Raw genomic sequence first — 24,865 nt, 5'->3', positions numbered from 1 at the left:
TTTATACGGGCTGCAAGTTCGCGCTCTCTTGCTCCAGCACGTCAATCAATTCATCCAGGAGTCTGACTACTTCAATTGAAGCAACTTCTAGTTGACGCAAATCTTCTTCAGCTGCCGGACGATTTCCTTGTTCAAAGTGAGCAGCTGCTTCACGCGCGTATTTATGCACTAGCGCATGATGATGATCGATATTTTGATAAGAGGATAAGTGGCCAAGTCTGTTCTTTGTTTGGGTTTCATTGTACCATTTGCCCAAACGGCAGTCCTTATGAGAAGAAACATCGGACGGCTTCACGGTTTCCAGACCCAACAGCATGTTATAAATGCGCCACTTCCAAAGAATATGATCAGCTTTCGATAAATGGAGTAAGGCTTTAGAAGATAAATGAACGCTATTTTCACTGATTACACGTAAACGAAAATTATTAATTTCTTGGCTTAATTCGTATATGGAAGCGGATGTGCTTTCACCATATTGACGAATATCTTCCTGTGTTTGTGAGATCGCCATCATTCGATGCGATACTTCGTCAATAGAAGCGGCTTGTTGCTCTGATATGGCTGCGGTGTTGCTGACATCCATATTGATTTCTTCGATGGCTGTTACGATTGCTGAGAGCAGCGGTAAAGCATTTTTTGCTTCTGCTGTTGCATGCGTAATGATTGTAGTGGTGTTTTCAATAGAACGGGAGACATTGTTGGCATAAGACTTTAAATGATCTACGTTATCCGTAACTTCTGCCAATGCAGAAACGGTATTTTCGGCAAGCTTACGGACTTCTTGAGCTACAACAGCGAATCCCTTACCGTGTTCACCGGCACGTGCGGCTTCAATGGATGCGTTTAGCGCTAATAGATTGGTCTGTCCCGCAATGCCGTTAATTAATTGCACAACATTTTCGATTTCACCGACCCGATGCTGGAGAGAAGAAAAGGTATCTACAATCGAACGGAATTGCTCTTCTGTTTGGAAAATGTCTTCTAATGTGGTTTCAATAGTCTTCTTACTATTGACAGCATACTCAACGGAATCCGCAGTTTTTTCTGAAATTCGCGAAGAGGTGTTGGCTACTTCTGTAATGGATGCCGTAATTTGCTCGGTTGCAGCCGTCGATGATTGAATTTCATCAGATTGATGGTCCAGACTGAATATCAAATCTTTCATGAACATAATCTTTGCATTTGCATCCACCAGTCCTGAAATTTCCGTCACCACGTGCTCTACCGTTTGTTCTGTCATCAGTTCGATATATAGTTGCTGGTCAATATTTACTGCTGCCTGAAGGGATTTCAGCAATTCGAATGCTTTGGCGGGCCGATAACCGAAATGATACAATACATGCGTCTGGATATAAAAAGCAAATTGGTTAAACATGACGATTGTTTTACCTGCCTCGAACTGATGCTTTCGCAAGGTGAAAAAGAATCGCAATGTTTTTTCCATATATTCTGTGCCGCGTGTCATCGTGAAAAAGTCATGTAAATACTCATCAATTAATGCCCGGGGGACAGAGTTTTTATGAGTCGGGGATAATTCTGTTAAGTATTGTTCAAAAATATCTGTAATGCCTGGTGTGATGTTTTCACATTTTTTGTAAAGCTCCTGCAGATTACGAACATCGTTTTTTTGAAAGTTATTATATTGTAATGTTTCCTGAAAACGCGGTGAAGAATTCAAATCGGTGCCTCTTTGCAGTAACTGCTCCATATCCATTTTAGGACGAAATGATGACATTAAATGGCCTCCTATAAAGGTATTTCTTACTATTATAGACATTATTGCATATAATTCAATATATCTTAGTGTTAAATCATGTCTAAATTAAGCAAAAAGTTCTAAATGCCATTAAACGCGGTGCTTCAAGTTTCTTATTCAGGATGTATCATTTGCAGCCTGGTGAACATTTAGTGTTTTGAGGGAATACTACAAAAAGCAATTCATAGTACAGCATCACGCAGAGGAGAATGAAAATATATGAAGCGTAATCACCTGTTAGGATGGAATATAGAATGCAGTTTTCGCCAGTTGCCGGATGCATTTTACTCGATTGTAGAACCTAATACCGTCAGTGCGCCACAGCTTGTCATTGCCAATGACAGGCTGGCTGTTTCATTGGGACTTGACGCGTCGCTATTGCAGGCAGAAGATGCCGTGGAGATCTTTTCGGGAAATTCAAAAATAGAAGATATTGAACCGATTGCCCAAGCTTATGCAGGTCATCAATTTGGTAATTTTACGATGCTGGGTGACGGGCGTGCGATGCTTCTCGGTGAGCAAGTGACACCACAGGGGCAACGGGTGGACATTCAGCTGAAAGGATCAGGGAGAACACCTTATTCGCGCGGCGGAGACGGACGTGCGGCGCTGGGGCCGATGCTGCGTGAGTATCTGATCAGTGAGGCAATGCATGGACTTGGTATTCCGACAACACGCAGTTTAGCTGTGACAGTGACGGGAGAGCCTGTCTACCGCGAAACCGTTTTGACCGGGGCCGTGCTGACCAGAGTCGCCTCGAGTCATTTGCGTGTCGGTACTTTTCAATTCGCTGCTGCAAGACAAGTAACAGAAGATTTGCAGACGCTTGCGGACTACGCAATTACGCGCCATGTACCGGAAGCTGCTGATGCCCGGCAGCCCTATTTGTCATTGCTTGAGCACGTTATTAAACGCCAGGCTTCCTTGGTGGCCAAGTGGCAGCTTGCAGGTTTCATTCACGGTGTGATGAATACTGATAATATGACAATCAGCGGTGAGACGATTGACTACGGTCCGTGCGCATTCATGGATACGTATAACCCGCAAACCGTTTTCAGTTCCATTGACGTGCAGGGACGTTATTCATATCGCAATCAGCCGGGTATCGCGGAATGGAATCTGACCCGCTTTGCCGAAACACTCCTGCCTCTCCTTCACGAAGAGAAAGAGGAAGCGGTGAAGCTGGCTGAGAGCAGGCTGGCTGAATTCGCGAAGCTGTATGTCATGGAATGGATGGGCGGAATGCGGTCGAAACTGGGCTTGTTCAATGAAGAAGAGGGCGACGAAACACTTGTAACAGATTTGCTCACGATCATGGAAAGTCAACAGATGGATTATACGAATACTTTTCGTTCATTAACGCTTGGACAGCAAGAAGCAATGTCTGATGACCCGGAGTTTATGAAGTGGAAAGAGCGATGGACAGCCAGACTGCAGCGTCAGCCTGAAGATTCGCAGGCGGCAGAAGCATTGATGAAACAGTATAATCCTTCAGTAATTCCTAGAAATCACCGGGTGGAAGAAGCGCTGCAGGCAGCGGAAGACGGAGATATGCGGTCTTTTGTAAAGCTGCTGAACGTCCTCGAAAATCCTTACGCATATACAGCAGAGCAAGAAGAATATACAGCCCCGCCTTCTGACGGCAGTTCATATCAGACGTATTGTGGAACATAAAAAAAAGGTCTTCTGCTGCAGTAAAGGCCAATACTTGAGGAGAAACGTTAAAAAGCATGATACATGGGGACGCAATTCGCAGATGAATTGCTGTCCCCATTTTCGTTGTATCAGTATGCTAGGCGACTATCAATAGTACACCGCCTAAAAAATCACGAGTCAGCCAGTTTCTTTCATTAGGACTCTAAAAATAATTGGAAACGCGGAAAGGCACAAGAAATTCTCAAGCTAAAATACATTATAAGTGAGCAGTTTACTTAATAGATAGGCGATGTAACGCAGCGAACTGCGGATTGTAATTTACTTAAATTAGAGAAGCCGGGGGATAGTACTATGAAAGTAAAAGTGAGCCTTAGTGTATTGGCGATATTATGCAGTATTATGGCGTTTGTATTTTATAATAAAATGATTGTTTATGAAGCAGGGATGGATCATGGTATTCAAGATACGCTAAGAGATAGTGCGCTCTTTTTTGAAAATGAAGAGTACGACTCAGATTATGCAGAGGCGTTATATACACTGTATGGACATGCGGAAATGCAGTATAACTATATGCGTATGACAACAGAATCTAAAATTTACACAGTAGCTCGTATTATGAAGAAGTTTGCTGATCCTGAATTATACGCGCAATTATCGGCTGAACAAAAGTCCAAGGCAGCACACTATTTACGACAGCTGGCCAATGATGAATCGGCCGATTTTGAAAAAGTTTTGCTGCCGTTTTTAAACGAGTTATCAGCCTTGTAGTCTGCCAATTGCGTTTTGAGAACTGAAATTTATCAACTGCCAAGAATGTCTTACGAATTCAACTGTTATTGTTCTGCAATGGAGTGCGATTAGAGAGTAAGTGAAAAGTTGTCACTTAGTTGACTGGAGTGTAAGGCGGCAACACCTGCATGAATGCATAGACACAAGCTATGCCCGCGGAAAGCGTCCGCCTTCAAACATCATACATGATCAAAATCGGTCTTGCGGATAATTCGTACCGATAACAGAATCGACAGCCATGTCACCAAGGCGCTGACGAGAAGGACGGAGAATGCAATAGTCCACTGATTGGCAGTAACAAGTTCTGCGGTCTGACGAAAGAATTGTTGTTCCGTTACCATTCGTGGATTTTCCATGATGTTCAGTATGATTCTGAACGACATCAGGCTCAGTAATGGCAAGATAATTGTCAAAGAAATCGCCAGTACGTAGCCCGCTTTGAATTGCAGGGGATAAAATAGAGAGATAATGATGAAAAAGCATCCCAGTGCGATAAGTAATTCAGGTACCGTCATCATCCGGGCAGGAAATGGCGCAAACGTAGCAAATAAGAAGATATAAACGAGCACCGCGGCTGCGGAAAGGCCGAACCATATGAAACCGGCCGCATACTTAGCCACGACGAATTGTTTTCTGGTGACCGGAAGGCTATTTAATAGTACTGACTCTTTCTCAAAAGCTTTGTTGCTCGTTGAAGTTGCTATGATGTAAGCGGTGAATACCAGCAGTAAGACATGGCGCACCGGCTGACCATCTGTAAAAAAGTTTGTAAAGATGACGAACCACAAGGCCGCTTGGAAATACGTACTCGCTTTTTGCGTATATAAATCTTTTCTGATTAAAGCATTCATTCGGATCCGCTCCTTCCTGTGTAGTACATAATATCTTCAAGTGTCGGTTCTTCAATAAGCAATTCTTGCAGGCGTTCTGCAGAAATCTCCTCGGTATCCGCCAAACAATCAAAGCCGACGTCTGTTGCACGTAATCCGATTACAGGTAAACCAGTCAGCAGACAGCGCTGATCTGCGGTGCCTTTTACTAAGACGTAGCGCTTTGTGAATTCCTCTTTCTCTCCCTGAAAAACAATTCGGCCGTCATGAATGAAAACAATGAAGTCTGCTATTTTCTCCAGATCGGTTGTGATGTGAGTCGAGAAGAAGATGGCTTTTTCCTCATTTTGTATGAGATCTTGCATCATATCGAGCAGTTCCCGCCGTACGATCGGGTCCAGCCCGGCTGTGGGTTCATCCATAATAATAAAGTCAGGATGGTGAGAAAGAGCCATCGCCAGTGAAAACTTCATGCGCATTCCTTTCGACAGATGCTTTACGCGTTTTGCGGTATTCAGCTGAAACTTCCGCAAATAGTAATAAAATAATTCATCATCCCAATCTGTATAAAAAGGAGCAATTATTCGTTTGTTTTTTTCAATAGTAAGATCCTCATAATAGAAATTTGCGTCATAGACGAAGCCGATGCGCTGCTTGATTTCCGCTGTATCATGTTCGTGGGACTCGCCAAAAACCCGTATATCTCCTTTTTCAAATCGAATCAAGTCCATCAGACAGCGAATCGTCGTCGTTTTTCCTGCGCCATTTGCCCCGATGAATCCGGTAATGAACCCTTTTTTAATGTCGAAGCTGAGATCATTCAATGCAAAACCCTCGAAATGCTTCGTCAGATTCCGTACTTCAGCTATATTTTCCATTCTCTTCACTCCTCGTAAAGTAAAGTCAGCATATGAATGAGTTCTTCAAGGCCTACGTCAAATGCCCGTCCGTCTTCAATCACATTCACCAGCTGTTCTTCGATTTTCTTTAAACGTTCTTCTTTCAAAAGCTCACGGTTCTGTGCGGCGACGAATGATCCTTTACCCGGAAATGTTTCAATCAGCCCATCCCGTTCTAGTTCTTCATATGCTTTTTTTGTTGTAATTACGCTGATTTGCAAGTCTTTCGCCAGTTTGCGTATAGATGGCAGCGCTTCTTTCTCTTTCAGTGCGCCTAGTAGAATCTGCTCTTTCAGCTGATTCTTAATTTGTAAATAAATCGGCTGGTTCGCTGAATTGGAGATGACAATATTCAATACATCACCTTCTTTCGTTATATACTGTATATGAACAGTGTATACAGTTATAACAGTTAAGTCAACGATAAAAAAGCCTCCAGAATGATCTCTGGAAGCTTGCCGCTATCTATTAACCTGTCTGAACCTGGTCGTATGGATAACGATAGGATTCTTTTTTGTTATGAATGAGCAGGAAGAAGAGCGTCAGTGGACCGATACGGCCTAAAAACATTACGAAGCTGAGAATTACTTCACCGGCAGAACTTAGATTACCTGTAATACCTAAAGAAAGCCCCACTGTTCCAAACGCTGATACTGTTTCAAACAGCAAAGGAAAAATAGGCATTCTCTCGGTAATCGTCAGTAAAAATAAAGCGACAAAAACAACACCGGAACTGACTGCACCTATTGCCATGGAACGAAACACAATCTCAGTTTTAATCGTTCGACGAAAAATATGCGGTTCTTTAATTCCCCTAAAATAGGCTAGAGTCGCTAATACTATAACCATGAAAGTAGTTAATTTAATACCGGAGGCGGTGGACGCGCTGCCTCCTCCGATGAACATCAGGATAAGAGTAAGCAGAAGTGAAGGTTCCTCCATATCTCCGATAGCCACCATATTAAATCCGGCCGTACGCGGTGTTACGGCCTGAAAATAGGAAGTCCACAATTTTTCAATGAAATGTAAGCTGCCGATTGTTTTCTCATTATGGAACTCCAGGATCAGCAAGAAAAGCGCAGCAACGGTATTCACTGTCAATGTGCCGAAAACCATCATCTTCGCATGCAGCGACCAGTGCTGAACCGATCTCTTTTGGATGATATCCTTCACAACGATAAATCCAATTCCGCCAATAATAAATAATGAGGAAAGAATGAGCGTCACTGCCGGATTTCCTGCGAACGAAGTCAAGTTATCAGGAAATAGAGAAAAACCCGCATTATTGAAGGCGGAGACTGTATGGAAGATGCTGTAGTATAAACCATGTTTCCAGCCGAATTCAGGCACCCACACGATAGATAAAGTGATGAATGCGATGGCTTCAATTACAATGACAAACGTAAGAATCTCACCGACAAATCGTACAGTATCGCCGATAGACTGGTAACTGAATGTTTCCTGGATAAATATCCGATTTTTCATCCCGACTTTCCGCCCCAAAATGATGAGCACTGCAACGGCAAACGCCATTAATCCTACTCCTCCGATTTGAATCAGCAGCAATAATACAACTTCACCGAAAACTGTGAGTGTAGAAGCAATGTCAAACACGCTTAAACCTGTCACTGTCGTAGCCGAAGTGGCGGTAAATAGCGCATCTGTCCAGCTGATCGGCCGTTGTGTGGCGATAGGCAATTTCAAAAGCAATGTGCCGTTTATAATAGTGAACAAAAAGGACAATGCAATGAGAGCAGGGGGAGAAATGCTTTTTCTGCGTTTTGCACTAGTCGTCATGGTCTGCTCAACTCCCCGTCTGTCGAATGAAATACAGCTGCAGGTGCATATCTGGCATAAATTACTTTTACAGAAAAGCAATAAAAGAAAACGTAGAGCAAAAAAGACTCGCAGCTCCTATTAATTAAGCAACAAGTCTTCATTTTAAAATTATTGAATATTGTGATATGGTGGTAGACAAAGGAGTGAATGTACATGAGCAAATGCCCAATTGATCACACGGTTCAGGATGTGGTGCAAAAGCTAACAGAGCAGCAGGCATTCATGCCCGAAGAACTGGTGAAAAGCTGTACGTCGTTTTTGGATAAGCCATTGGATCAAGAGACATTAAATGAGATGTTTCATCTGTTAAAAAAATATGACTTGGCAACGGGAGAGGAACGTGCAGAACGGGACTATAAAATGCTGCAATTATTTCGTTGAGGCCAAAATCTATATATAGTAAGTCACTGTACGTCACTTTGTAACAGGGAGATCGCAGATTCAAGTAACTGAATATCTTGTAAGATAATCGTTTTGATATCGGCGGGTGCAGTTTGATACTCATCACTAAGCAGCTCAAGTTCTCTGATGAAGATAGAACTTTCATTTACATTATTCATAATTGCAGCCCTCCTTATAAGTCAATTTACCCGCCGTAACGGTGTTTTAAACTGCTTCAGATTCAAATATTTCATTTATATGACATATGCTTACTGGCTAACTTGAGGTTTACAGGCTGCCATGTTAACAGAAACTCTTTGGTGCGGCTGCGTCCAATGGACAGTAACTCTTCCATTTGCTCTTCGTTTAGATCAAATTGTGTGGCACTGTAATCTTCCACCGGAATGAAGACAACGTTGTTTTCATGCTGACGTGAGATGTATTTCTCATCATGTGCATTTTTCATTGTGGAAAATAATGCTTCAAATAATTGCAGCGCATTGTGAATGGAACGCCCCGGCACGTCTTTTTGATTTCGGCTTAACTTCAATCCGATGGTCGGCCGCTTTTTGGCCGATGCATCATCAAAAATCCACATAGGGAAATTACTGAGCACACCTCCGTCTACAACGATTGTTTCGTTTGGTCCGTCGAGACGCACAGGCTCAAAGAAGTATGGAATACCGCAGCTCATTCTCAGCGCTTTCGCGATCGAAAACTTTTCAGGATGATAACCGTATTGCTCCAGATCATCAGGGAGCACCAGCATCTTGCCGTTCGTTAAATCAGATGCCACTAATTTCAGCGAACCTTCCGGAAGATCGCCAAATGAATAGCAGCCTTTACGGGCAAGCTTATCAAAAAACCAATTCTCCAATTCTTTTCCCTGATACAAACCCATTCTCCAATAAAGCGAGATCCATTTCATAAATGGAAACGGCAACAGCGTTTTTCTAGGATCCAGCAAGGACTGGAAATCTTCTTCAGCCAGCATGATTTCGATTTCATCGGCAGTATAGCCTGCAGCCAAGAAGCTCGCCAAAATTGCCCCCGCACTCGTTCCTGCTACGTTTTCAAATCGATAAACTTGATCATTCAGCTCCTGTACAGCACCGACCAGTGCAAAACCTTTTAATCCGCCGCCTGAAAAAACACCATTTATTCTCACTTCATCCCTGCTTTCGTAGATAATGTTCTTCTACTGTAGAGTCTGAAAGATAAAAATAGAACTGTCTTGTATGAAAATGTATGAAAAGTCTCTTTCAGTGAACTATAATAAAGAATCTATACAAAATCGTACTGGATTCAATCGTATATATTGAGGAGGTGTACAACATGAGCGTTTTAATGCGTATTGCGCTGACATTGGTCATTATTGGCGCGCTTAACTGGGGATTGATTGGATTTTTTAACTTTGATTTAGTTGCCAGTGTGTTTGGAGGCCAAACGACTATTCTTGCAAAGCTTGTCTATGCCATTGTGGGTCTGAGCGGCCTGGTAACGATTGGACTTCTATTTAAATCAAATGAGGAAATCGTAACGGATGTCGAAAGGGAAGTGGAGCCTAACGACCGTTTTGACCGGATTAGAAATGTGAACTACAACACAGAGTTCGGTGAAGAGCTTGATTTAAAAACAAAGCGCAGGAAAGTGGATCGGACACTGGAAGATCCTAAGGATTAATTGAGCAAAGGCTCAAGTAAATGCGCAGTCCGAGTCCGCAGTAGGACAGACAGTTCCTTTTCCAAAAATAAATTTGAAATGAGAAAACACAGTGAAGGATCATTCCTTCACTGTGTTTTTTTCGCGGATCTGCGGATAAAGCTGACATGACGGCCTGCTTGTCTGTCTTCACGATAAGAAAAGCCGTTAGGACTCTGGAAAGTGCAAGTACGGTCGATCGTAATGTGGGCTTCAGGAATTCCTGCCAGTTCACATTGTCTTTTTACTGCCAGCTGATTATCGATATGATACTTTTTGGTTGCTGAATTATAGAAAATGAATTCGTCTGCGTAGCCAAGCTTATGGAACTTCATACAGACATCTTCATCCACCTCGAACTTATCTTGACTGAGCGCAGCGCCAATCTGAACATGGACATGGCTCAGATCACAATGCTCCTCGTGCTGCAGGTGACGAAACAGATTCAACGTAATTTCCTTTACGGTCCCTTGCCATCCGGAATGAATTGCCCCAGTCAGCGTGCTGTGATCGCTGTAAAATAATACAGGCACACAGTCCGCCGTCAAACTGCACAAGACGAGGTTCGGCTCAAATGTATACAGTGCATCTGTATTGGGGATGGCGGTTTCCTGTTTCCATGCACCTTTACCGCGATCACTCTCTGTTACTTTGTGGAAGTTCGCGCTGTGTGTTTGATTGGCAAATACGAAATCCTGTACATCGCACTGTAAGAAATGTGCCAGCTGCCTTCGGTTGCTCATCACATCATCCGCAGATTGGCATGCGTGCAATGCGATGTTATGACATTCCGGTTCTCTGCGGTCTTTCATAGTCATACCCATCAGCAAATTGTCTTGATCTTTATAGATGATTGTTTTCATAGTTTTTGATCCGCATTCAGTAAAAGTTGTGTCAGGATTTTAGTCCCGTAAATTAGCGCGTCTGTGTTGAACGACATTTGCGGGTGATGCAGTCCCGGTTTCAAATCACAGCCCAGACCAATCATTGTTGCTGGAATATGCGGTGTCTTCCATGTATAAAAATGAAAGTCTTCCGCGCCTTGCGAGATGCAGGGGTTCTCTGCGTTTTCTTCTCCCAGCACGGAGGCTATGGCCTGCCGTGCCAGCCCGATGGCATCTGTATTTTCCGTCGCGGCAGGGGAGTAGCCTTCTTCCTTATAGGTGATCTTTGTCTCTGTCAGCGAAGCGGTATTTTGAATGATGTGGCGTGCTTTTTCAAGCAGAGCATCCATCGTGTCATTCGTCTCGGCCCGGACATCCAATGTAAAGCGGGCGCTTGCCGGAACCGAGTTGCTCGTTTCGCCTCCATGCAGTTCCGTCATTTTGATGGAGAATTTTTTATTGCCCGTCAAACGGATCTGCATCAGAGCCTGAATGAGGAAACTTGCCGCTTCAATTGGATTATTTCCTTCTTCCGGTCTTGCTGCATGCGCAGGTGTTCCCGTGATCGTGCCTGTAATCGTTGCAGACGAGCCATGCAGAATTGCAGGAGCAGATTTCCCGAACGCAACTTCTGAATGAGGCCGGACATGAATACCGCCTAAGAACAATACATCCTCAAGAACACCTTCCTCCATCATTTGCAGTGCACCTTCCGCCAGTTCCTCTGCAGGCTGGAAAATAAAACGAATCGTATGGCGCAAGTTTGCCTCACTGTTTTTCAATGCCAGCGCAGTATATAACGCCATCGTGCTGTGTGCGTCATGTCCGCATGAATGATTGGCTTTCACTTCTCCGTCGATTTCCTGCACCAGTGCATCCATATCCGCGCGCAATGCAATAACACCCTCTTTTTTTCCGGCCATTTCTGCAATGAATCCATAGTGGCCCTGATAGGCAGTGATGGTCAATCCGGCAGCTGAGAGTTTATCCTGCAAGTAGCGAGAAGTGTTCCGCTCCTGCCAACTGGGTTCAGCGATGGCGTGCAGCTCCTGATAGGTTTGCAGAATTTGGTCTTTATTCCGTTCAATATAGTGTATCGCATCATTCATGAAAGACTTCCCCCGTTTCCCAAAGTTGATTATTCTCAAAGTAAACCATATTAATTGGAAAACAGCAAAAGTGAAGAAGATTCCTTCAAAATTTATTGACTTTTCAAAACGTTTAATCGAGAATAGTTAAGTAGCAACTTAGACCATCAACGTAAGGAGGAAATGCAGTGAAGAAATTTGTAATTGTGATGAGCATGTTAGCAGGTTTACTCCTCTTAGGCGCATGTTCAAATGACAATGAAAAAGAGACGGGTGCGCCTAAGGAGGAAGGGAACAAAAAAGGCGGCTCGATGATCTATGCAAGAGGAGCGGATTCGGTTGGTCTGGACCCGATCAATATTACAGATGGGGAGTCTATCCGAGTCACTCATGCAATTTTTGAAACATTATTTGAATATGATAAAGATTTGCAGTTACAGCCGAAATTGGCGGAGTCCTATGAAACGAGTGAAGATGGTCTGACATGGACACTTTCACTGAAGACAGGTGTGAAATTTCATGACGGGACGGACTTTAATGCAGACGCAGTAGTATTCAACTTTGAGCGCTGGATGGATCCGGACAATGAATACCATATCGGTGATTTCCCGTACTATCCGTTTTTATACGGCGGATTTAAAGGGGAAGAGAATCATAAGATTGAACATGTGAAAGCAGTCGATGAACAAACAGTCGAGATTAAATTGAAAGAGAAGATTGCGCCGTTCGTCAGCTACTTGGCGATTCCCATGTTCGGCATAGCCAGTCCAGCGGCGATTGAACAATATAATGAAAGATTCTTTGAGAATCCTGTCGGTACAGGTCCATTTGTATTCGATAGTTGGACACGCAATGACAAAATTGTCGTCAAAGCAAATGAAAACTATTATATAGATAATCAGCCGATGCTCGATCAGATAATCTTCACCGTCGTTCCGGATAACTCTACCCGATTGAATGTGCTGTTGAGCGGGGAAGCGGATTTCATTGATGGAATGAATCCGGAAGATGCAAAAACAATTGAAGACAATGAAAATCTGGAACTGGTCAAACGCCCGAGTTTCAATGAAGGATTCATGGTCATGAATACACAGAAAAAACCGTTTGATGATGTGAAAGTCCGACAGGCAATCAATATGGCAATTGATAAACAATCGCTAGTGGACGGGTTTTACAGCGGTTTTGCAGATGTAGCCAAAAATCCGATCCCGCCTTCGCTGTGGGGCTATAATGACGAGATCGAGGATTATGCATTCGACGCGGAGGCTGCGAAAGAATTGCTGGCAGAGGCCGGGTATCCTGATGGCTTTGAGACCGAAATTTGGACGATGAATAATCCGCGTCCTTACTTGCCGCAGCCAATGAAAACAGCGGAAGCGATACAAGCAAACTTGCAGGAAATTGGAGTTAAAGCAAAAATCGTAACGTATGAATGGGCAACGTATTTGGAAAAGACCGGGGAAGGGCAGCATCCGATGGCATTGTTTGGATGGACGGGTGTTATGGCAGATCCGGACAATTTCCTGTACCCGAACCTAAGTAACACCAATATGAAGCCGCCTGCAAATAATCTGGCGTTTTACGACAACAAAGAATTTCAGAACCTCATCGAACAGGCGCGTGTGACATTTGAGGAAAATGAACGAATCGACCTCTACAAAAAAGCGCAGGAAGTATTCCATGAAGATGCTCCATGGGTACCGCTGGCTCACACAACGCCGCCTATCGGCTTTGCTGACTATGTAAAAGGTTTTGAACCGCATCCGATGGAAAATGATAATTATGCGGTTATGTATTTGGATAAGTAGAAACTAGCCGGCAGGGGGTAAAGCCGGCTATTCTTCTATCAGCATAAATAGCCAGTGTGCCAAAAGAGAGTACTTGAGAAGAATGCGTATAGATATTTTTTTATTAAAAAGTTATAGGAATGCAGGGAGGACTGTCGCAATGGGCTTTCCATTGTACCACGTTCTAATTTAATCAAATAACGATTTAAATTGGTTTGATTTCTGAGCACTTTTACAGTATAGTGTAAACTTGCTTGTGCAATTCAGGTCAAGAGGGGGAACTATGAAGAGAATATCAAAAGTCTTTTATATAACCATTGTTTTAATTGTTATAGCGGTAGGTTATGGAGTAATAAATCCAGTTCATTTTGAGAGTATCACGAATGCCGGAAAAGCGCTTGTGGCATCAACTTTCGGATGGTACTACATGTTACTTATGACTGCGCTGTTACTGATCAGTATTTTTATGATATTCAGCCCATACGGTAAAATCCGTTTAGGGAAAGATACAGACCGGCCGCAATTCGCTACAGTTACGTGGATTGCTATGCTATTCTCTGCAGGTATGGGGATTGGTTTGGTGTTCTATGGCGCTGCAGAACCATTATCTCACTATGCCGTACCGGCAACAGAAGACCCGCAAACGCCTGCTGCTTATAAAGAGGCCATGCGGAAAACATTTTTACACTACGGTCTTCACATCTGGTCGCTGTATGGAATGGTCGCATTGGCTCTGGCATACTTCCAGTTTAGAAAAGGCCAGCCCGGCTTGATTTCTGCAACGCTGCAGCCGATTTTTGGAGATAAAACGAAAGGTCCTTTGGGCACTATAATTGACGTACTAGCAGTTTTTGCAACCGCTTTCGGTGTGGCAACATCACTCGGCTTAGGTGCTGTTCAAATTAACGCAGGCTTGAACTACTTATTTGGTTTCTCGATAGGCATGCAATCACAAATTGTCATTGTAACAGTCGTGACGATACTGTTTATTGGATCAGCTTGGTCAGGGTTAAGTAGAGGAATTCGCTATTTGTCCAATACCAACTTGATTTTGGCGGTAGCTCTATTAGGTTTAGTACTTATCCTTGGACCTACATTGCTGATTATGAATATGTTCACTGATTCAGTGGGCGGCTATTTTACAAAACTTATCGATATGAGTATGGGTACAGCTCCGCTCAATGGTGAGAATCGCGGATGGTTAGATGGATGGACGATATTCTATTGGGCTTGGTGGATCTCTTGGTCACCATTCGTCAGTATGTTTATCGCCCGAGTTTCAAAAGGGCGCACAATTCGTGAATTTATGGCAGGTGTACTCCTTGTTCCTTCATTCTTCGCGTTCCTATGGTTCTCTACATTCGGTACAACAGCCATTGAAATGCAAAGTAATGGGACAGCAGATTTAGCTTCATTGAATATTGAAGTAGTTGCATTTGAGATGTTTAACTCAATGCCGTTTTCATTAGTTCTGTCGTTGTTTGCGATTCTGCTTGTGACATCGTTCTTCATCACATCGGCTGACTCAGCAACATACGTGTTAGGTATGCAGTCAACGTATGGTTCTTTGACGCCGCCGAACTCGGTGAAGGTGATATGGGGTATTATTGTGTCGACGATCGCATTGGTCCTGCTTTCTGCAGGCGGGCTTCTTGCATTGCAGAACACGATTATTATAGCGGCGCTGCCGTTCTCGTTTATCATCGTACTGATGCTGTTTGCATTGTTTAAGTCAATGAATGAAGAGTTAAGTAAAATGAAATAATAAAAAAGGACATGCGATTTTTACACGCATGTCCTTTTTTCATTGGCCATCCGTCATCTGCTGCAGGATTTATACCCACAACGCCTTGTCAGTTTGCTGAATAGAAATTACCGGCTGTTTTTTCATTTCCGAAGTAATTATATGTAGAGGATGGTAAAATAACATATACAGTTTTATTGAGATAACGGAAAAGGAATAGGTGTATACATGAGTTTATTAACAGTAAAAAATATTAGTCACGGTTTTGGTGACCGTGCAATTTTTGATGACGTTTCATTTCGTCTATTAGCAGGTGAACATATAGGATTAGTTGGTGCGAACGGGGAAGGTAAATCTACGTTTATGAATATCATAACGCATCAGCTGGAGCCGGATGCCGGAACTGTTACGTGGTCAAAACGTGTACGTGTCGGTTATTTGGATCAGCATGCGGTACTTAAGCAAGGGATGTCCATTCGTGATGTATTGCGTACGGCCTTTCAATATTTATACGATATGGAAACCGAAATGAATGAGCTCTTTGCGAAGATGGGTGAAGTGGAGCCGGATGAATTGGAAGGCCTGCTGGAAGAGACAGGACAAATACAAGATTCGCTGGAGCAAAGCGGGTTTTATATGATTGATGCAAAAGTGGAAGAAGTGGCAAATGGTCTCGGACTGAATGAGTTTGGACTGGACACAGACGTTAATGATCTGAGCGGCGGCCAGCGTACGAAAGTATTACTTGCAAAACTGCTGCTTGAAAAACCCGATATTTTATTGCTAGATGAGCCGACTAACTATTTGGACGTTGAACATATTGAATGGCTGCGCACGTATTTGCAGGAATATCCCGGTGCGTTTATATTAATCTCCCACGATATTCCGTTTTTGAACAGTGTCATTAACTTGATTTATCATATGGAAAACCAGCAAGTCAATCGTTATCCTGGCGACTACGATGAGTTTTTGCGTGTGCATGAAATGAAGAAGCAGCAAGTGGAAGCAGCGTACAAAAAGCAGCAGAAGGAAATATCCAACCTGAAGGACTTTGTAGCCCGTAATAAAGCAAATGCTGCGACGAGCCGAATGGCCATGTCCCGCCAGAAGAAGCTGGATAAGATGGATGTCATCGAATTGGATTCGGAAAAACCCAAACCGCATTTTGATTTTAAGACCGCAAGAACTCCCGGGAAATATTTATTCGAGACGACGGACTTGGTGATTGGTTATGAAGAGCCGTTGTCCAAGCCGTTAAATCTTTCAATGGAACGGGGCCAGAAAATTGCGCTTGCCGGTGCGAATGGCATCGGGAAAACAACACTTCTGAAAAGTATTCTCGGGGAAATACCTGCACTTTCAGGTAAAGTTGAACAAGGCGAGCATTTGTCAATCGGCTACTTTGAGCAAGAAATCAAAACAGATACAGATCGCACATGTCTGGAAGAGATATGGAGTGAATTCCCGCACTTCGCACAATACGAAGTGCGTGCCGCATTGGCTCGTGTCGGATTAACAACGAAGCATATCGAGAGTAAGGTAAAAGTGTTAAGTGGGGGAGAGCGTGCGAAAGTACGTCTATGTAAACTAGTCAATCAAGAAACGAATTTGCTAGTACTGGATGAACCGACTAATCATTTGGATTATGATGCAAAAGAAGAACTGAAACGTGCATTGAAGGAATACAAGGGAAGCATATTGCTTATTTCACACGAACCGGATTTTTACGAAGGCGTTGTATCGACTGTATGGAACGGAGAGTCATGGACGACAAAAATGTTTTAAAAAGTTAATTTGTTCCACGTGAAACAACCGAATCCAGCCAGGCATCAGCCCGGCTGGGTTCGTTTTCTATTTGGCTTGCTATTTCTAAGCAGGAAAGAGTGTATGTTATATTCACTTTTCACTGATTCGTATAGTTTATGTGGCTCACTTTAAAAAATACAGTGTTAGTAAGACGGGCAGTAACATATACTCACAGGGGATGTTTCTGCCGCCGCTTTAGTTATTGTCTAATGATAGACTTTTTTCCAGCTTGCAATGTACGCCCGTTTCATTAGAAAGCGATAGAAAGTATAGAATAGCCGCAAGCCTGACTGTAAACGGAAGATTAAGTCTATTCATTTACTTATACAGCAGAAATACGTAAACTGGTAGTAACAAGTCGGAGGAGGGGAATGGTATGAGTAAACTGGTTCAATCATTTATGGAAGCGGTTTCAGACGTGAAAGACGGTGATACGATTATTGCAGGGGGATTCGGTTTATGCGGGATTCCGGAGAAATCTATTGAAGCGTTACGCGACAGCGGGGTGAAGGATTTGACTGTCGTCAGTAATAACTGCGGAACAGATCATGATGGACTCGGTATGCTGCTTGCCAATAAACAAATTAAAAAGATGATTTCCTCTTATGTGGGAGAGAACAAAATATTTGAAACACAATTTCTAAACGGGGAGCTGGAAGTGGAATTATGCCCTCAAGGAACGCTGGCTGAACGAATCAGGGCAGGCGGCGCAGGAATTCCCGGGTTCTATACGGCAACCGGCGTCGGAACACCTATTGCAGAAGGTAAAGAGACAAGAGACTTCAACGGAAAAACGTATTTATTAGAAGAAGGCATTATAGGGGACTTTGCACTTGTAAAGGCATGGAAAGCGGATACGCTCGGCAATTTGGTTTATCGCAAAACTGCCCGTAATTTTAACCCGCTAGCTGCAATGGCCGGTAAAATTACGATCGCGGAAGCAGAGGAAATCGTGGAAGCGGGAGAGCTGAGTCCGGAAGAAATTCATACACCCGGCATTTACGTGCAGCGATTGCTGCTTGGTAAAGATTATGAAAAACGTATTGAACGCTTAACGGTCAGAAAAGCGTAAAAAGGAGAGGTGACTATGAGTAATACTAGAGAGCTTATCGTCAATCGCGCTGTGCAGGAAATTAAAGACGGCATGAACGTCAATCTTGGCATCGGAATGCCGACACTTGTTGCGAACGTAATCCCTGAAGATATTCATGTGCTGCTGCAGTCTGAAAACGGTCTCCTTGGAATCGGTCCATATCCCGTGGAAGGTCAGGAAGACGCGGACCTGATTAACGCAGGGAAAGAAACTGTTACGACAGTACCAGGTTCATCGTTCTTTGACAGTGCTGAATCATTTGCGATGATTCGCGGAGGCCATATTGATCTGGCAATTTTGGGCGGAATGGAAGTATCCGAAAACGGGGACTTGGCGAACTGGATGATTCCAGGCAAGGTAGTCAAAGGCATGGGCGGTGCGATGGATCTGGTCGCAGGTGCCAAGCGTGTCGTCATCATCATGGATCATGTAAATAAGCATGGTAAATCAAAAGTGAAAAGGAGATGTTCTTTACCATTGACTGGTCAGCGTGTAGTGGACAGACTGATCACGGATTTGGCAGTATTCGATTTTACAGAAGAAGGCATGGTGCTGATTGAAACGTCGCCAGGTGTCACGCTGGAAGAAGTGAGAGACCGAACGGAAGCATCGTATACGGTATCTCCAGACTTTACGATAAAAAGGACCGGAACTCCCTAATCGGGGGGTTCCAGTCCTATTTATTTTTTCAGTAATAAGTAACAAAAATACGGTGCACCAATCAATGACACGATGATTCCAGCCGGGATTCCGTTTGGCTCCAAAATATTACGCCCAATTGTATCCGCCAGCAATAAAAGAAAGCTGCCAAGCAGGACGGCGATAGGCAGATTCATGCGATGGCGCGGACCGATTAGAGATTTGGCGATGTGAGGCGCCATCAAACCGATGAATGCGATGCCGCCTGTAACAGATACAGCGGAAGCGGCCAAGGCGACTGCCGTCAGCAATAATATGGCTCTTTCGCGTTCAATCGACACACCGATTCCTGTCGCAACAGCTTCATTCAAACCGAGCATGTCAAGCCGGTGTGCTTTAAATAATGTGAAAGGAATCAAAATCAGCAGCCAAGGCAGCAATGCCCAAATATATAGCCAATCGTCCCCCCATATATTACCGGCCAGCCAACGGGCAATGAAATCGACTTTTTCATTATCTGCTGAAGAAACGAGGACAATCATGACACCGGAGAGTGCCATGGAAAACCCGATCCCGACTAGAACGAGCCACATTGGCTGAAGTCCAGTTTTGCGATTGTATGCAAAGAGATAAATCAGGATGGATGTCGCGACGGCGCCGGCAAATCCGACCAGCGGTAACAATACAGAGAAAATTCCTGCGTCTATCGGGAAAAACAGAAAGAAAACGGCGATGGCAGCTCCGGCCCCTGAATTAATTCCGATGATTCCAGGGTCAGCCAGGTCGTTTCGTGTGATTCCCTGCAGAATAGCACCGGATAAAGCGAGTGCAGCACCTGCAAGTATGGTCAAAATAATGCGGGGGAGCCGGATGGAATACAGCACGAATTCTTCTTTGAACGTCCCTTGTCCAAGTAGCGCGGGAACTATCCTCTTCCATTCAAGTGATGCGTATCCAAGACCCATTGCGATCGTGCTTAACAGCAGGATTAATAAAACAAATACACCAATCAAGAAGCGTTGTTTTTTTCGTATATGCGGAAGAATCATGAGAATGCTCGGCCTCCTCTGCGTACGATTAAAAGAAAGAACGGCAGTCCAATAATTGCAACTAGCGCGGCAACAGGCGTTTCAAAAGGTGCCTGCAATGTCCGGCCCAGTATGTCTGCCAGCAGCATGAACGTTCCGCCGGCCGCAGCAGAGAACGGAATAATGAACCGATAGTCCGTCCCGACGATAGCACGAACAATATGAGGAATCATTAAACCGACGAATGCCAGATTCCCCGCAAGAGCCACAGCTGCCCCGGCCAGTAAAATAATAATGATAAATAGCATGATTTTTACTTTGAATGTGTTTTGTCCAAGCCCGATCGCCACTTCTTCATTCAAACTTAACAGAGTTAGCTGACGGGAGAGAAGAATTGCCATGAAAATACCTGCCAGAATCACAGGAGCGATGGTCTGAAGCTGAGTCCATGTTGTTCCGATCAAGCCACCTGCAGTCCACATCGAAGTATTTTTGGAAATCTTGAAATACAACCCAACGCCTTCTGCTATAGCAAATAAGAAGGTTGATACTGCGGCGCCGGCCAAAATCAGACGAATTGGAGAAAAACCGCCGCGCTTGGCGGAAGCAATCCCGAATACGAAAAGGGCGCCTGCGGCAGATCCGATAAAGCAGGCTGTCATGATACCAAAGTAATTAATAGACGGGATGAATGCCAGTGCAATTGCCAACGCCGCATTAGCCCCTGCAGTCAGTCCAAGTAAACCGGGATCGGCCAGTGGATTACGCGTCATGCCCTGCATGATTGCACCGGAAATGGCCAATGCAGCTCCGACGAGCACAGCACCGACTTCCCGGGGCATTCGAATTTCTTTCAGCAGCAGAGCATTTTTATCACTGCTGTCTGTAAACGACAGCCAAATATCATGCCAAGAAGTTTGGGCGGCACCCAGCTTCATCGAACAGACGAACACTATCAACAGAAGCAGTATACATGCCAGCAATTTACTGCCAAAAGAAAAAAGTTTTTTGTTTGGCTGTTCGGTCATATCGATCTGCTCCTTTCCTTTCATAAGAAAAGAGGCACTTCAGAAGTCGAAGGCCCCTTCACTTTATAGAGAACGCCATGCTGTAATGCATTCTCCTGACATCAGCGTTTACTTAGTTTCTAAAAAGTGCTCCTTGAAGAACTCTAATTGATAATCAAGTGTAAGCGGATCGTTAAAATAGAATTCCTCGCCATTTACTTCAAATACTTGATGGTTTTTCACAGCGGGGATGTTTTTGTATGTTTCTGTTTCCATAAAGGAATTATCTGCAGCATTAAATTTGCTCAAAATCATATAATCACCGGCAAACTCGGGCAGCACTTCGGTAGATAAAGCATAATAACCAGCTTCTAGCGCCATCTCTTTTACTTTCTCCGGCATGGCCAGTTTCATTTCCTGATATAGGATCTCCGTTCCTCTGCCCCAGTTATCGCCGTATACATATAACTGTTTGTCGAAATTTTCGACAACTGAAACGGTAGTGTCTTCACCAATTTTAGCTTTGATCTCTTCTCCGGCAGCCTGTGCACGTTGTTTAAAATCCTCTACCCATTTCGTTGCTTCTTCTTCTTTATTCAACAGCTTTCCAATCTCGATATGCTGCGTCAGATAATCGACTTTTCCGTAAGTAAACGTAACGGTTGGGGCAATTTCTTTTAATTTATCAATATTTTTAGCGGTATTGTATCCAATAATTAAATCCGGATCCAGTTCAATAATCTTTTCGATATTTTCATCCGACACTTCTTCTATTTCACCAAGAACAGAGTCAAAGCGCGGATTCATCTTTGACCATGAATCTACTCCGACTATATCCACATCGAGCGCCATAATATTTCCGGCAAAGCTTAATGCGATAACGCGCTTCGGGTCAGCCGGAACTTCTACCGGCCCGTCTTCAGATTCATAAGTAATCGTGCCGCTTGCTTCTTCTTTCGCGGGTGCTTCTTCTTTTGCAGGCTCATCCTGCTTATTGCCGCATGCTCCTAAAGCTACTATGAGCAGGAAAAGGACGGGCAGTAAAAATCTCTTCATCTGTTATTCGTCTCCTTTGAGTAAATCATATGTGATGCACAACGGTTTTCCCGTTCTTGGATCCATCCCAATTTCTGCGTCGATTCTAAATACTTTCCGCAAGATATCTGGCCGTATGACTTCTTCGCACATGCCGGCCTGTACAATTTCTCCGTCTTTCATCGCGATGATGAAATCGGCAAAACGTGCTGCCTGATTTAAGTCGTGAAGCACCATGATGATTGTGCGCTGCTGTTCGGCATTGAGTTTTTGCAGCAGCTCCAGTACTTCCAGCTGATGGGCCATATCCAGATAGGTGGTCGGCTCATCCAGGAAGATGATATCTGTTTCCTGAGCAAGTGCCATCGCAATCCAGACACGCTGACGCTGGCCGCCCGATAGTGCGTCGACTTGCCGATGTTTGAAATCAGCTGTATTGGTGACATCCAGCGCCCAATTAATCACATCCATATCGCGGGCAGTCAGACGGCCCATCGCATTTTGATAGGGGAACCTGCCGTAGGACACCAATTCTCCAACCGTTAATCCGCTGGCGGCCTCTTGCGTTTGGGGAAGGATTGCGAGTTTTTGTGCAAGCTGTTTTGTTTTTTGTTTTACGATAGTTCCGCCATCCAAAATAATCTCTCCAGATTGGTGAGGAATCAGGCGGGTAACAGCTTTTAGGAAAGTCGACTTGCCGCATCCATTCGCCCCGATGATCGCGGTTACTTTCTTGTCGGGTATTTTAACCGACAGTCCTTTCACAATCAGCCGGTCATCATATGAAACTTGAAGATTATCTGTATACAAGCGAACCATTTCCTGAACTCCAACCTTTCCTACTAAATAATCATTGATAATGATTATCAGTATCAGTACAATGAAAACTATAGATTGAAAGACTGCCGATGTCAATAACTTTTTAAAGGGAGAAGATGAAATGAAGCAAAATGAGCTACTGGATGTAACGATTATTGGCGGCGGACCTGCGGGGTTATATGCTGCATTTTATAGTGGATTGCGTGAAATGAAGGCAAAAATTATTGAATATCAGCCGCAGCTTGGCGGAAAGATTCATGTCTACCCAGAAAAAATGATATGGGACATAGGCGGCATTACACCGGCACCTGGAGCACAGATCATTGAACAGCTTGTGACGCAAGGACTCACATTTAATCCGGAGGTTGTGCTCAATGAAAAAATCGTAAAGATCGAAAAGACTTCGGACAATTATTTTGCCTTGCACGGCACTGCTGGAACGGTTCACTACAGCAAGACAGTCATTTTGGCTACAGGGACCGGCATATTAAATCCTCAGAAGATTGAAGTGGAAGGTGCAGAACGCTTTGAAGTGACAAATTTGAACTATACGGTAAAGTCATTGGGGAGATTTAAAGACAAGACTGTTCTAATTTCTGGCGGCGGCAACGCAGCAATCGACTGGGCGAATGAACTGCAGCCTATTGCAAAGAAAGTGTATCTTACCTATCGTAAAGACCAATTGAACGGTCACGAAGCGCAAGTTCGGCAATTGCTTGAGAGCGGTGTCGTCTGTCATTTCAATACGAATATTGTCCGGTTTATCGCATCTGACGATCACACGGCAATAGAAAAAGTGGAATTGCAGCACAACAAGGGTGGCACAGCAGCAATGATTGCTGTGGATGAAGTAATCATTAATCACGGATATGAGCGAGATACTTCGCTGATTGGCAATCAGCAGCTCGGCATGGAACTGACAGAGCATCAGCAAATTGCGGGATCCTGCACAAGTGCTACATCCGTAGAAGGTTTATATGCGGCGGGAGATGTACTGAGTCATGATGGCAAGCTGCATTTAATCGCGGGAGCTTTCCAAGATGCTGCAAATGCTGTGAACTGCGCCAAGACTTATATTGATCCGGAAGCGAATCAAAACGGTATGGTTTCATCCCATAATGAGCTGTTCAAAGAACGAAACCGTGAATTAGTGAAACAGCTGATATAATTAAAAAAATAACTGACCGACGAAATGTAAAATTGTCGGTCAGTTATTTTTTTTATGCAATATAAAAACTTTCAATCGGACCTGATGAGCGAAGAATACGAATGGAAAGCAATTTTGCAGTCAATTAAAGAATTTTTTGAGTTACAAAAATATTGTAAGTGTTAAAAAAGTGTTGCAATCTAAAAAATGTCTGGTGATATGAACTTAAGTTATTTGAATTGATTAATAATTTAAATAGCTACGGGAGAGGAGAGTTTACTATGAACAATGAAAGCGCTTTAGTTTTTGACCATGCGATTAGGACAGCAGATATTTTAGTAGAAATGTTTGGAGCGAAGTGTGAAGTCGCTGTACATGATTTTAGTAACCTGGAAAGTTCTTTAATTCATCTGGCGGGGACATTGACCGGGCGAAATATTGGTTCCCCAATAACAGATCTGGTTCTTGAACAGCTGCAGAAAAAAGTAGTAACAGATTATGCGAACTATAAAACAGTGTCTCAAAAAGGGTCGGTTATGAAATCTTCTACTGTCTTCTTAAAGAATCAAAAGAATGAAGTCATTGGGGCATTATGCATCAACTTTGATATAAGCGATATGATTCAGATGGAAGGCGCAATGAGAGACTTTATCACATTTCCGGAAGATGAAGAAAAGAAAGAAACCTTCTATACAGATGTGCATGAAGTCATTCAGTCGATGACACAGCAGGCGTTGGAGAAATATTATAAACCCCCTGCGTTACTGGAAACAGAAGAGAAAGTGGAAGTGGTGCGCGAGCTGGAATCCAAAGGGGCGTTTCTAATCAAAGGTGCCACTGAATATGCAGCGAGTGTTTTAGGTGTTTCTAAATTCACTATCTACAATTATCTGCAGAAGGTACGCACCGAACATAGTTTTAATTCTAAATAGGAGTT

At 43.7% G+C, this 24,865-nt stretch carries 24 protein-coding genes; 11 read left to right on the top strand and 13 right to left on the bottom strand.

The genetic code is table 11. The features are described from left to right. Position 1: 1 nt before the first annotated feature. Positions 2–1,735, bottom strand: a complete 1,734-nt coding sequence (locus SporoP33_RS08925; RefSeq protein WP_231293223.1) for a globin-coupled sensor protein — start codon at positions 1,733–1,735, stop codon at positions 2–4. A gap of 240 nt (positions 1,736–1,975) precedes the next feature. Between SporoP33_RS08925 and SporoP33_RS08920 the strand changes: the two genes are divergently transcribed. Together SporoP33_RS08920 and SporoP33_RS08915 are read left to right on the top strand one after the other, a co-directional pair. Then, on the top strand, positions 1,976–3,430 hold the full coding sequence (locus SporoP33_RS08920) for a protein adenylyltransferase SelO (RefSeq protein ID WP_081243387.1): 1,455 nt from the start codon (positions 1,976–1,978) through the stop codon (positions 3,428–3,430). 333 nt (positions 3,431–3,763) lie between these two features. Next, positions 3,764–4,180 (top strand): hypothetical protein, encoded by a 417-nt coding sequence (locus SporoP33_RS08915; RefSeq protein ID WP_081243386.1) that lies wholly within the window; start codon positions 3,764–3,766, stop codon positions 4,178–4,180. A gap of 200 nt (positions 4,181–4,380) precedes the next feature. Here the strand turns inward: SporoP33_RS08915 and SporoP33_RS08910 are convergent, their stop codons facing one another. The 4 genes from SporoP33_RS08910 to SporoP33_RS08895 form a co-directional block, all read right to left on the bottom strand. Then, positions 4,381–5,052 carry an ABC-2 transporter permease gene (locus tag SporoP33_RS08910; protein WP_081243385.1) on the bottom strand — a complete coding sequence of 224 codons (672 nt, stop codon included), beginning with the start codon at positions 5,050–5,052 and terminating at the stop codon, positions 4,381–4,383. Continuing rightward, on the bottom strand, positions 5,049–5,909 hold the full coding sequence (locus SporoP33_RS08905) for an ABC transporter ATP-binding protein (RefSeq protein ID WP_081243384.1): 861 nt from the start codon (positions 5,907–5,909) through the stop codon (positions 5,049–5,051). Before SporoP33_RS08905 ends, SporoP33_RS08910 begins: the two co-directional genes overlap by 4 nt. A 5-nt stretch (positions 5,910–5,914) precedes the next feature. Further along, complete coding sequence (locus SporoP33_RS08900; RefSeq protein ID WP_081243383.1) at positions 5,915–6,286, bottom strand: GntR family transcriptional regulator; 372 nt, start codon at positions 6,284–6,286, stop codon at positions 5,915–5,917. Between the two features lie 112 nt (positions 6,287–6,398). Then, positions 6,399–7,727: a TrkH family potassium uptake protein gene (locus SporoP33_RS08895; protein WP_081243382.1), complete on the bottom strand. Its 1,329-nt coding sequence runs from the start codon at positions 7,725–7,727 to the stop codon at positions 6,399–6,401. A 195-nt stretch (positions 7,728–7,922) separates the two neighbouring features. Between SporoP33_RS08895 and SporoP33_RS08890 the strand changes: the two genes are divergently transcribed. Next, positions 7,923–8,150: a group-specific protein gene (locus SporoP33_RS08890; protein WP_081243381.1), complete on the top strand. Its 228-nt coding sequence runs from the start codon at positions 7,923–7,925 to the stop codon at positions 8,148–8,150. Positions 8,151–8,173: 23 nt separating this feature from the next. Here the strand turns inward: SporoP33_RS08890 and SporoP33_RS15995 are convergent, their stop codons facing one another. After that, the gene (locus tag SporoP33_RS15995; RefSeq protein ID WP_155961327.1) at positions 8,174–8,329 is read right to left on the bottom strand and encodes a hypothetical protein; all 156 of its coding nucleotides are present in this window, start codon (positions 8,327–8,329) and stop codon (positions 8,174–8,176) included. 71 nt (positions 8,330–8,400) lie between these two features. Continuing rightward, positions 8,401–9,318 (bottom strand): patatin-like phospholipase family protein, encoded by a 918-nt coding sequence (locus tag SporoP33_RS08885; protein WP_081243380.1) that lies wholly within the window; start codon positions 9,316–9,318, stop codon positions 8,401–8,403. A gap of 167 nt (positions 9,319–9,485) precedes the next feature. On the opposite strand from SporoP33_RS08885, the gene SporoP33_RS08880 reads away from it, so the two are divergent. Then, positions 9,486–9,833, top strand: coding sequence for a DUF378 domain-containing protein (locus tag SporoP33_RS08880; RefSeq protein ID WP_081243379.1), 348 nt, complete (start codon positions 9,486–9,488; stop codon positions 9,831–9,833). A gap of 107 nt (positions 9,834–9,940) precedes the next feature. Here the strand turns inward: SporoP33_RS08880 and pgeF are convergent, their stop codons facing one another. Then, the gene (gene pgeF, locus SporoP33_RS08875) at positions 9,941–10,714 is read right to left on the bottom strand and encodes a peptidoglycan editing factor PgeF (RefSeq protein WP_081243378.1); all 774 of its coding nucleotides are present in this window, start codon (positions 10,712–10,714) and stop codon (positions 9,941–9,943) included. Continuing rightward, on the bottom strand, positions 10,711–11,844 hold the full coding sequence (locus tag SporoP33_RS08870) for an amidohydrolase (RefSeq protein WP_081243377.1): 1,134 nt from the start codon (positions 11,842–11,844) through the stop codon (positions 10,711–10,713). Before SporoP33_RS08870 ends, pgeF begins: the two co-directional genes overlap by 4 nt. Before the next feature lie 188 nt (positions 11,845–12,032). On the opposite strand from SporoP33_RS08870, the gene SporoP33_RS08865 reads away from it, so the two are divergent. The 5 genes from SporoP33_RS08865 (at position 12,033) to SporoP33_RS08845 (ending at position 18,913) form a co-directional block, all read left to right on the top strand. Next, positions 12,033–13,631, top strand: a complete 1,599-nt coding sequence (locus tag SporoP33_RS08865; RefSeq protein WP_081244810.1) for an ABC transporter substrate-binding protein — start codon at positions 12,033–12,035, stop codon at positions 13,629–13,631. A gap of 262 nt (positions 13,632–13,893) precedes the next feature. Continuing rightward, positions 13,894–15,375, top strand: coding sequence for a BCCT family transporter (locus tag SporoP33_RS08860; protein ID WP_081243376.1), 1,482 nt, complete (start codon positions 13,894–13,896; stop codon positions 15,373–15,375). Positions 15,376–15,582: 207 nt separating this feature from the next. Beyond that, positions 15,583–17,139 carry an ABC-F family ATP-binding cassette domain-containing protein gene (locus SporoP33_RS08855; protein WP_081243375.1) on the top strand — a complete coding sequence of 519 codons (1,557 nt, stop codon included), beginning with the start codon at positions 15,583–15,585 and terminating at the stop codon, positions 17,137–17,139. A gap of 397 nt (positions 17,140–17,536) precedes the next feature. Next, positions 17,537–18,232 (top strand): CoA transferase subunit A, encoded by a 696-nt coding sequence (locus SporoP33_RS08850; RefSeq protein WP_081243374.1) that lies wholly within the window; start codon positions 17,537–17,539, stop codon positions 18,230–18,232. A 15-nt stretch (positions 18,233–18,247) separates the two neighbouring features. Beyond that, a complete protein-coding gene (locus SporoP33_RS08845; protein ID WP_081243373.1) occupies positions 18,248–18,913 on the top strand; it encodes a CoA transferase subunit B in 666 nt (221 codons plus the stop codon). A 20-nt stretch (positions 18,914–18,933) separates the two neighbouring features. Here SporoP33_RS08845 and SporoP33_RS08840 read toward each other — a convergent pair whose 3' ends face one another. From SporoP33_RS08840 to SporoP33_RS08825, 4 genes are all read right to left on the bottom strand, one after another. After that, a complete protein-coding gene (locus SporoP33_RS08840) occupies positions 18,934–19,941 on the bottom strand; it encodes a FecCD family ABC transporter permease (RefSeq protein ID WP_081243372.1) in 1,008 nt (335 codons plus the stop codon). Beyond that, positions 19,938–20,948 carry a FecCD family ABC transporter permease gene (locus SporoP33_RS08835; RefSeq protein ID WP_155961326.1) on the bottom strand — a complete coding sequence of 337 codons (1,011 nt, stop codon included), beginning with the start codon at positions 20,946–20,948 and terminating at the stop codon, positions 19,938–19,940. Before SporoP33_RS08835 ends, SporoP33_RS08840 begins: the two co-directional genes overlap by 4 nt. A gap of 108 nt (positions 20,949–21,056) precedes the next feature. Next, a complete protein-coding gene (locus SporoP33_RS08830; protein ID WP_081243370.1) occupies positions 21,057–21,983 on the bottom strand; it encodes an iron-hydroxamate ABC transporter substrate-binding protein in 927 nt (308 codons plus the stop codon). 3 nt (positions 21,984–21,986) lie between these two features. After that, complete coding sequence (locus tag SporoP33_RS08825; RefSeq protein ID WP_081243369.1) at positions 21,987–22,781, bottom strand: ABC transporter ATP-binding protein; 795 nt, start codon at positions 22,779–22,781, stop codon at positions 21,987–21,989. A 121-nt stretch (positions 22,782–22,902) separates the two neighbouring features. Between SporoP33_RS08825 and SporoP33_RS08820 the strand changes: the two genes are divergently transcribed. Next, complete coding sequence (locus SporoP33_RS08820) at positions 22,903–23,949, top strand: NAD(P)/FAD-dependent oxidoreductase (RefSeq protein ID WP_081243368.1); 1,047 nt, start codon at positions 22,903–22,905, stop codon at positions 23,947–23,949. Positions 23,950–24,209: 260 nt separating this feature from the next. Continuing rightward, positions 24,210–24,860: a helix-turn-helix transcriptional regulator gene (locus tag SporoP33_RS08815; protein ID WP_081243367.1), complete on the top strand. Its 651-nt coding sequence runs from the start codon at positions 24,210–24,212 to the stop codon at positions 24,858–24,860. Positions 24,861–24,865 lie beyond the last annotated feature (5 nt).

This window comes from Sporosarcina sp. P33, assembly GCF_002077155.1.
In the GTDB taxonomy this organism is placed as follows: domain Bacteria; phylum Bacillota; class Bacilli; order Bacillales_A; family Planococcaceae; genus Sporosarcina.
The sequence above is the reverse complement of the archived record's forward strand: the minus strand, read 5'-3'. Positions and strand labels throughout refer to the sequence as shown.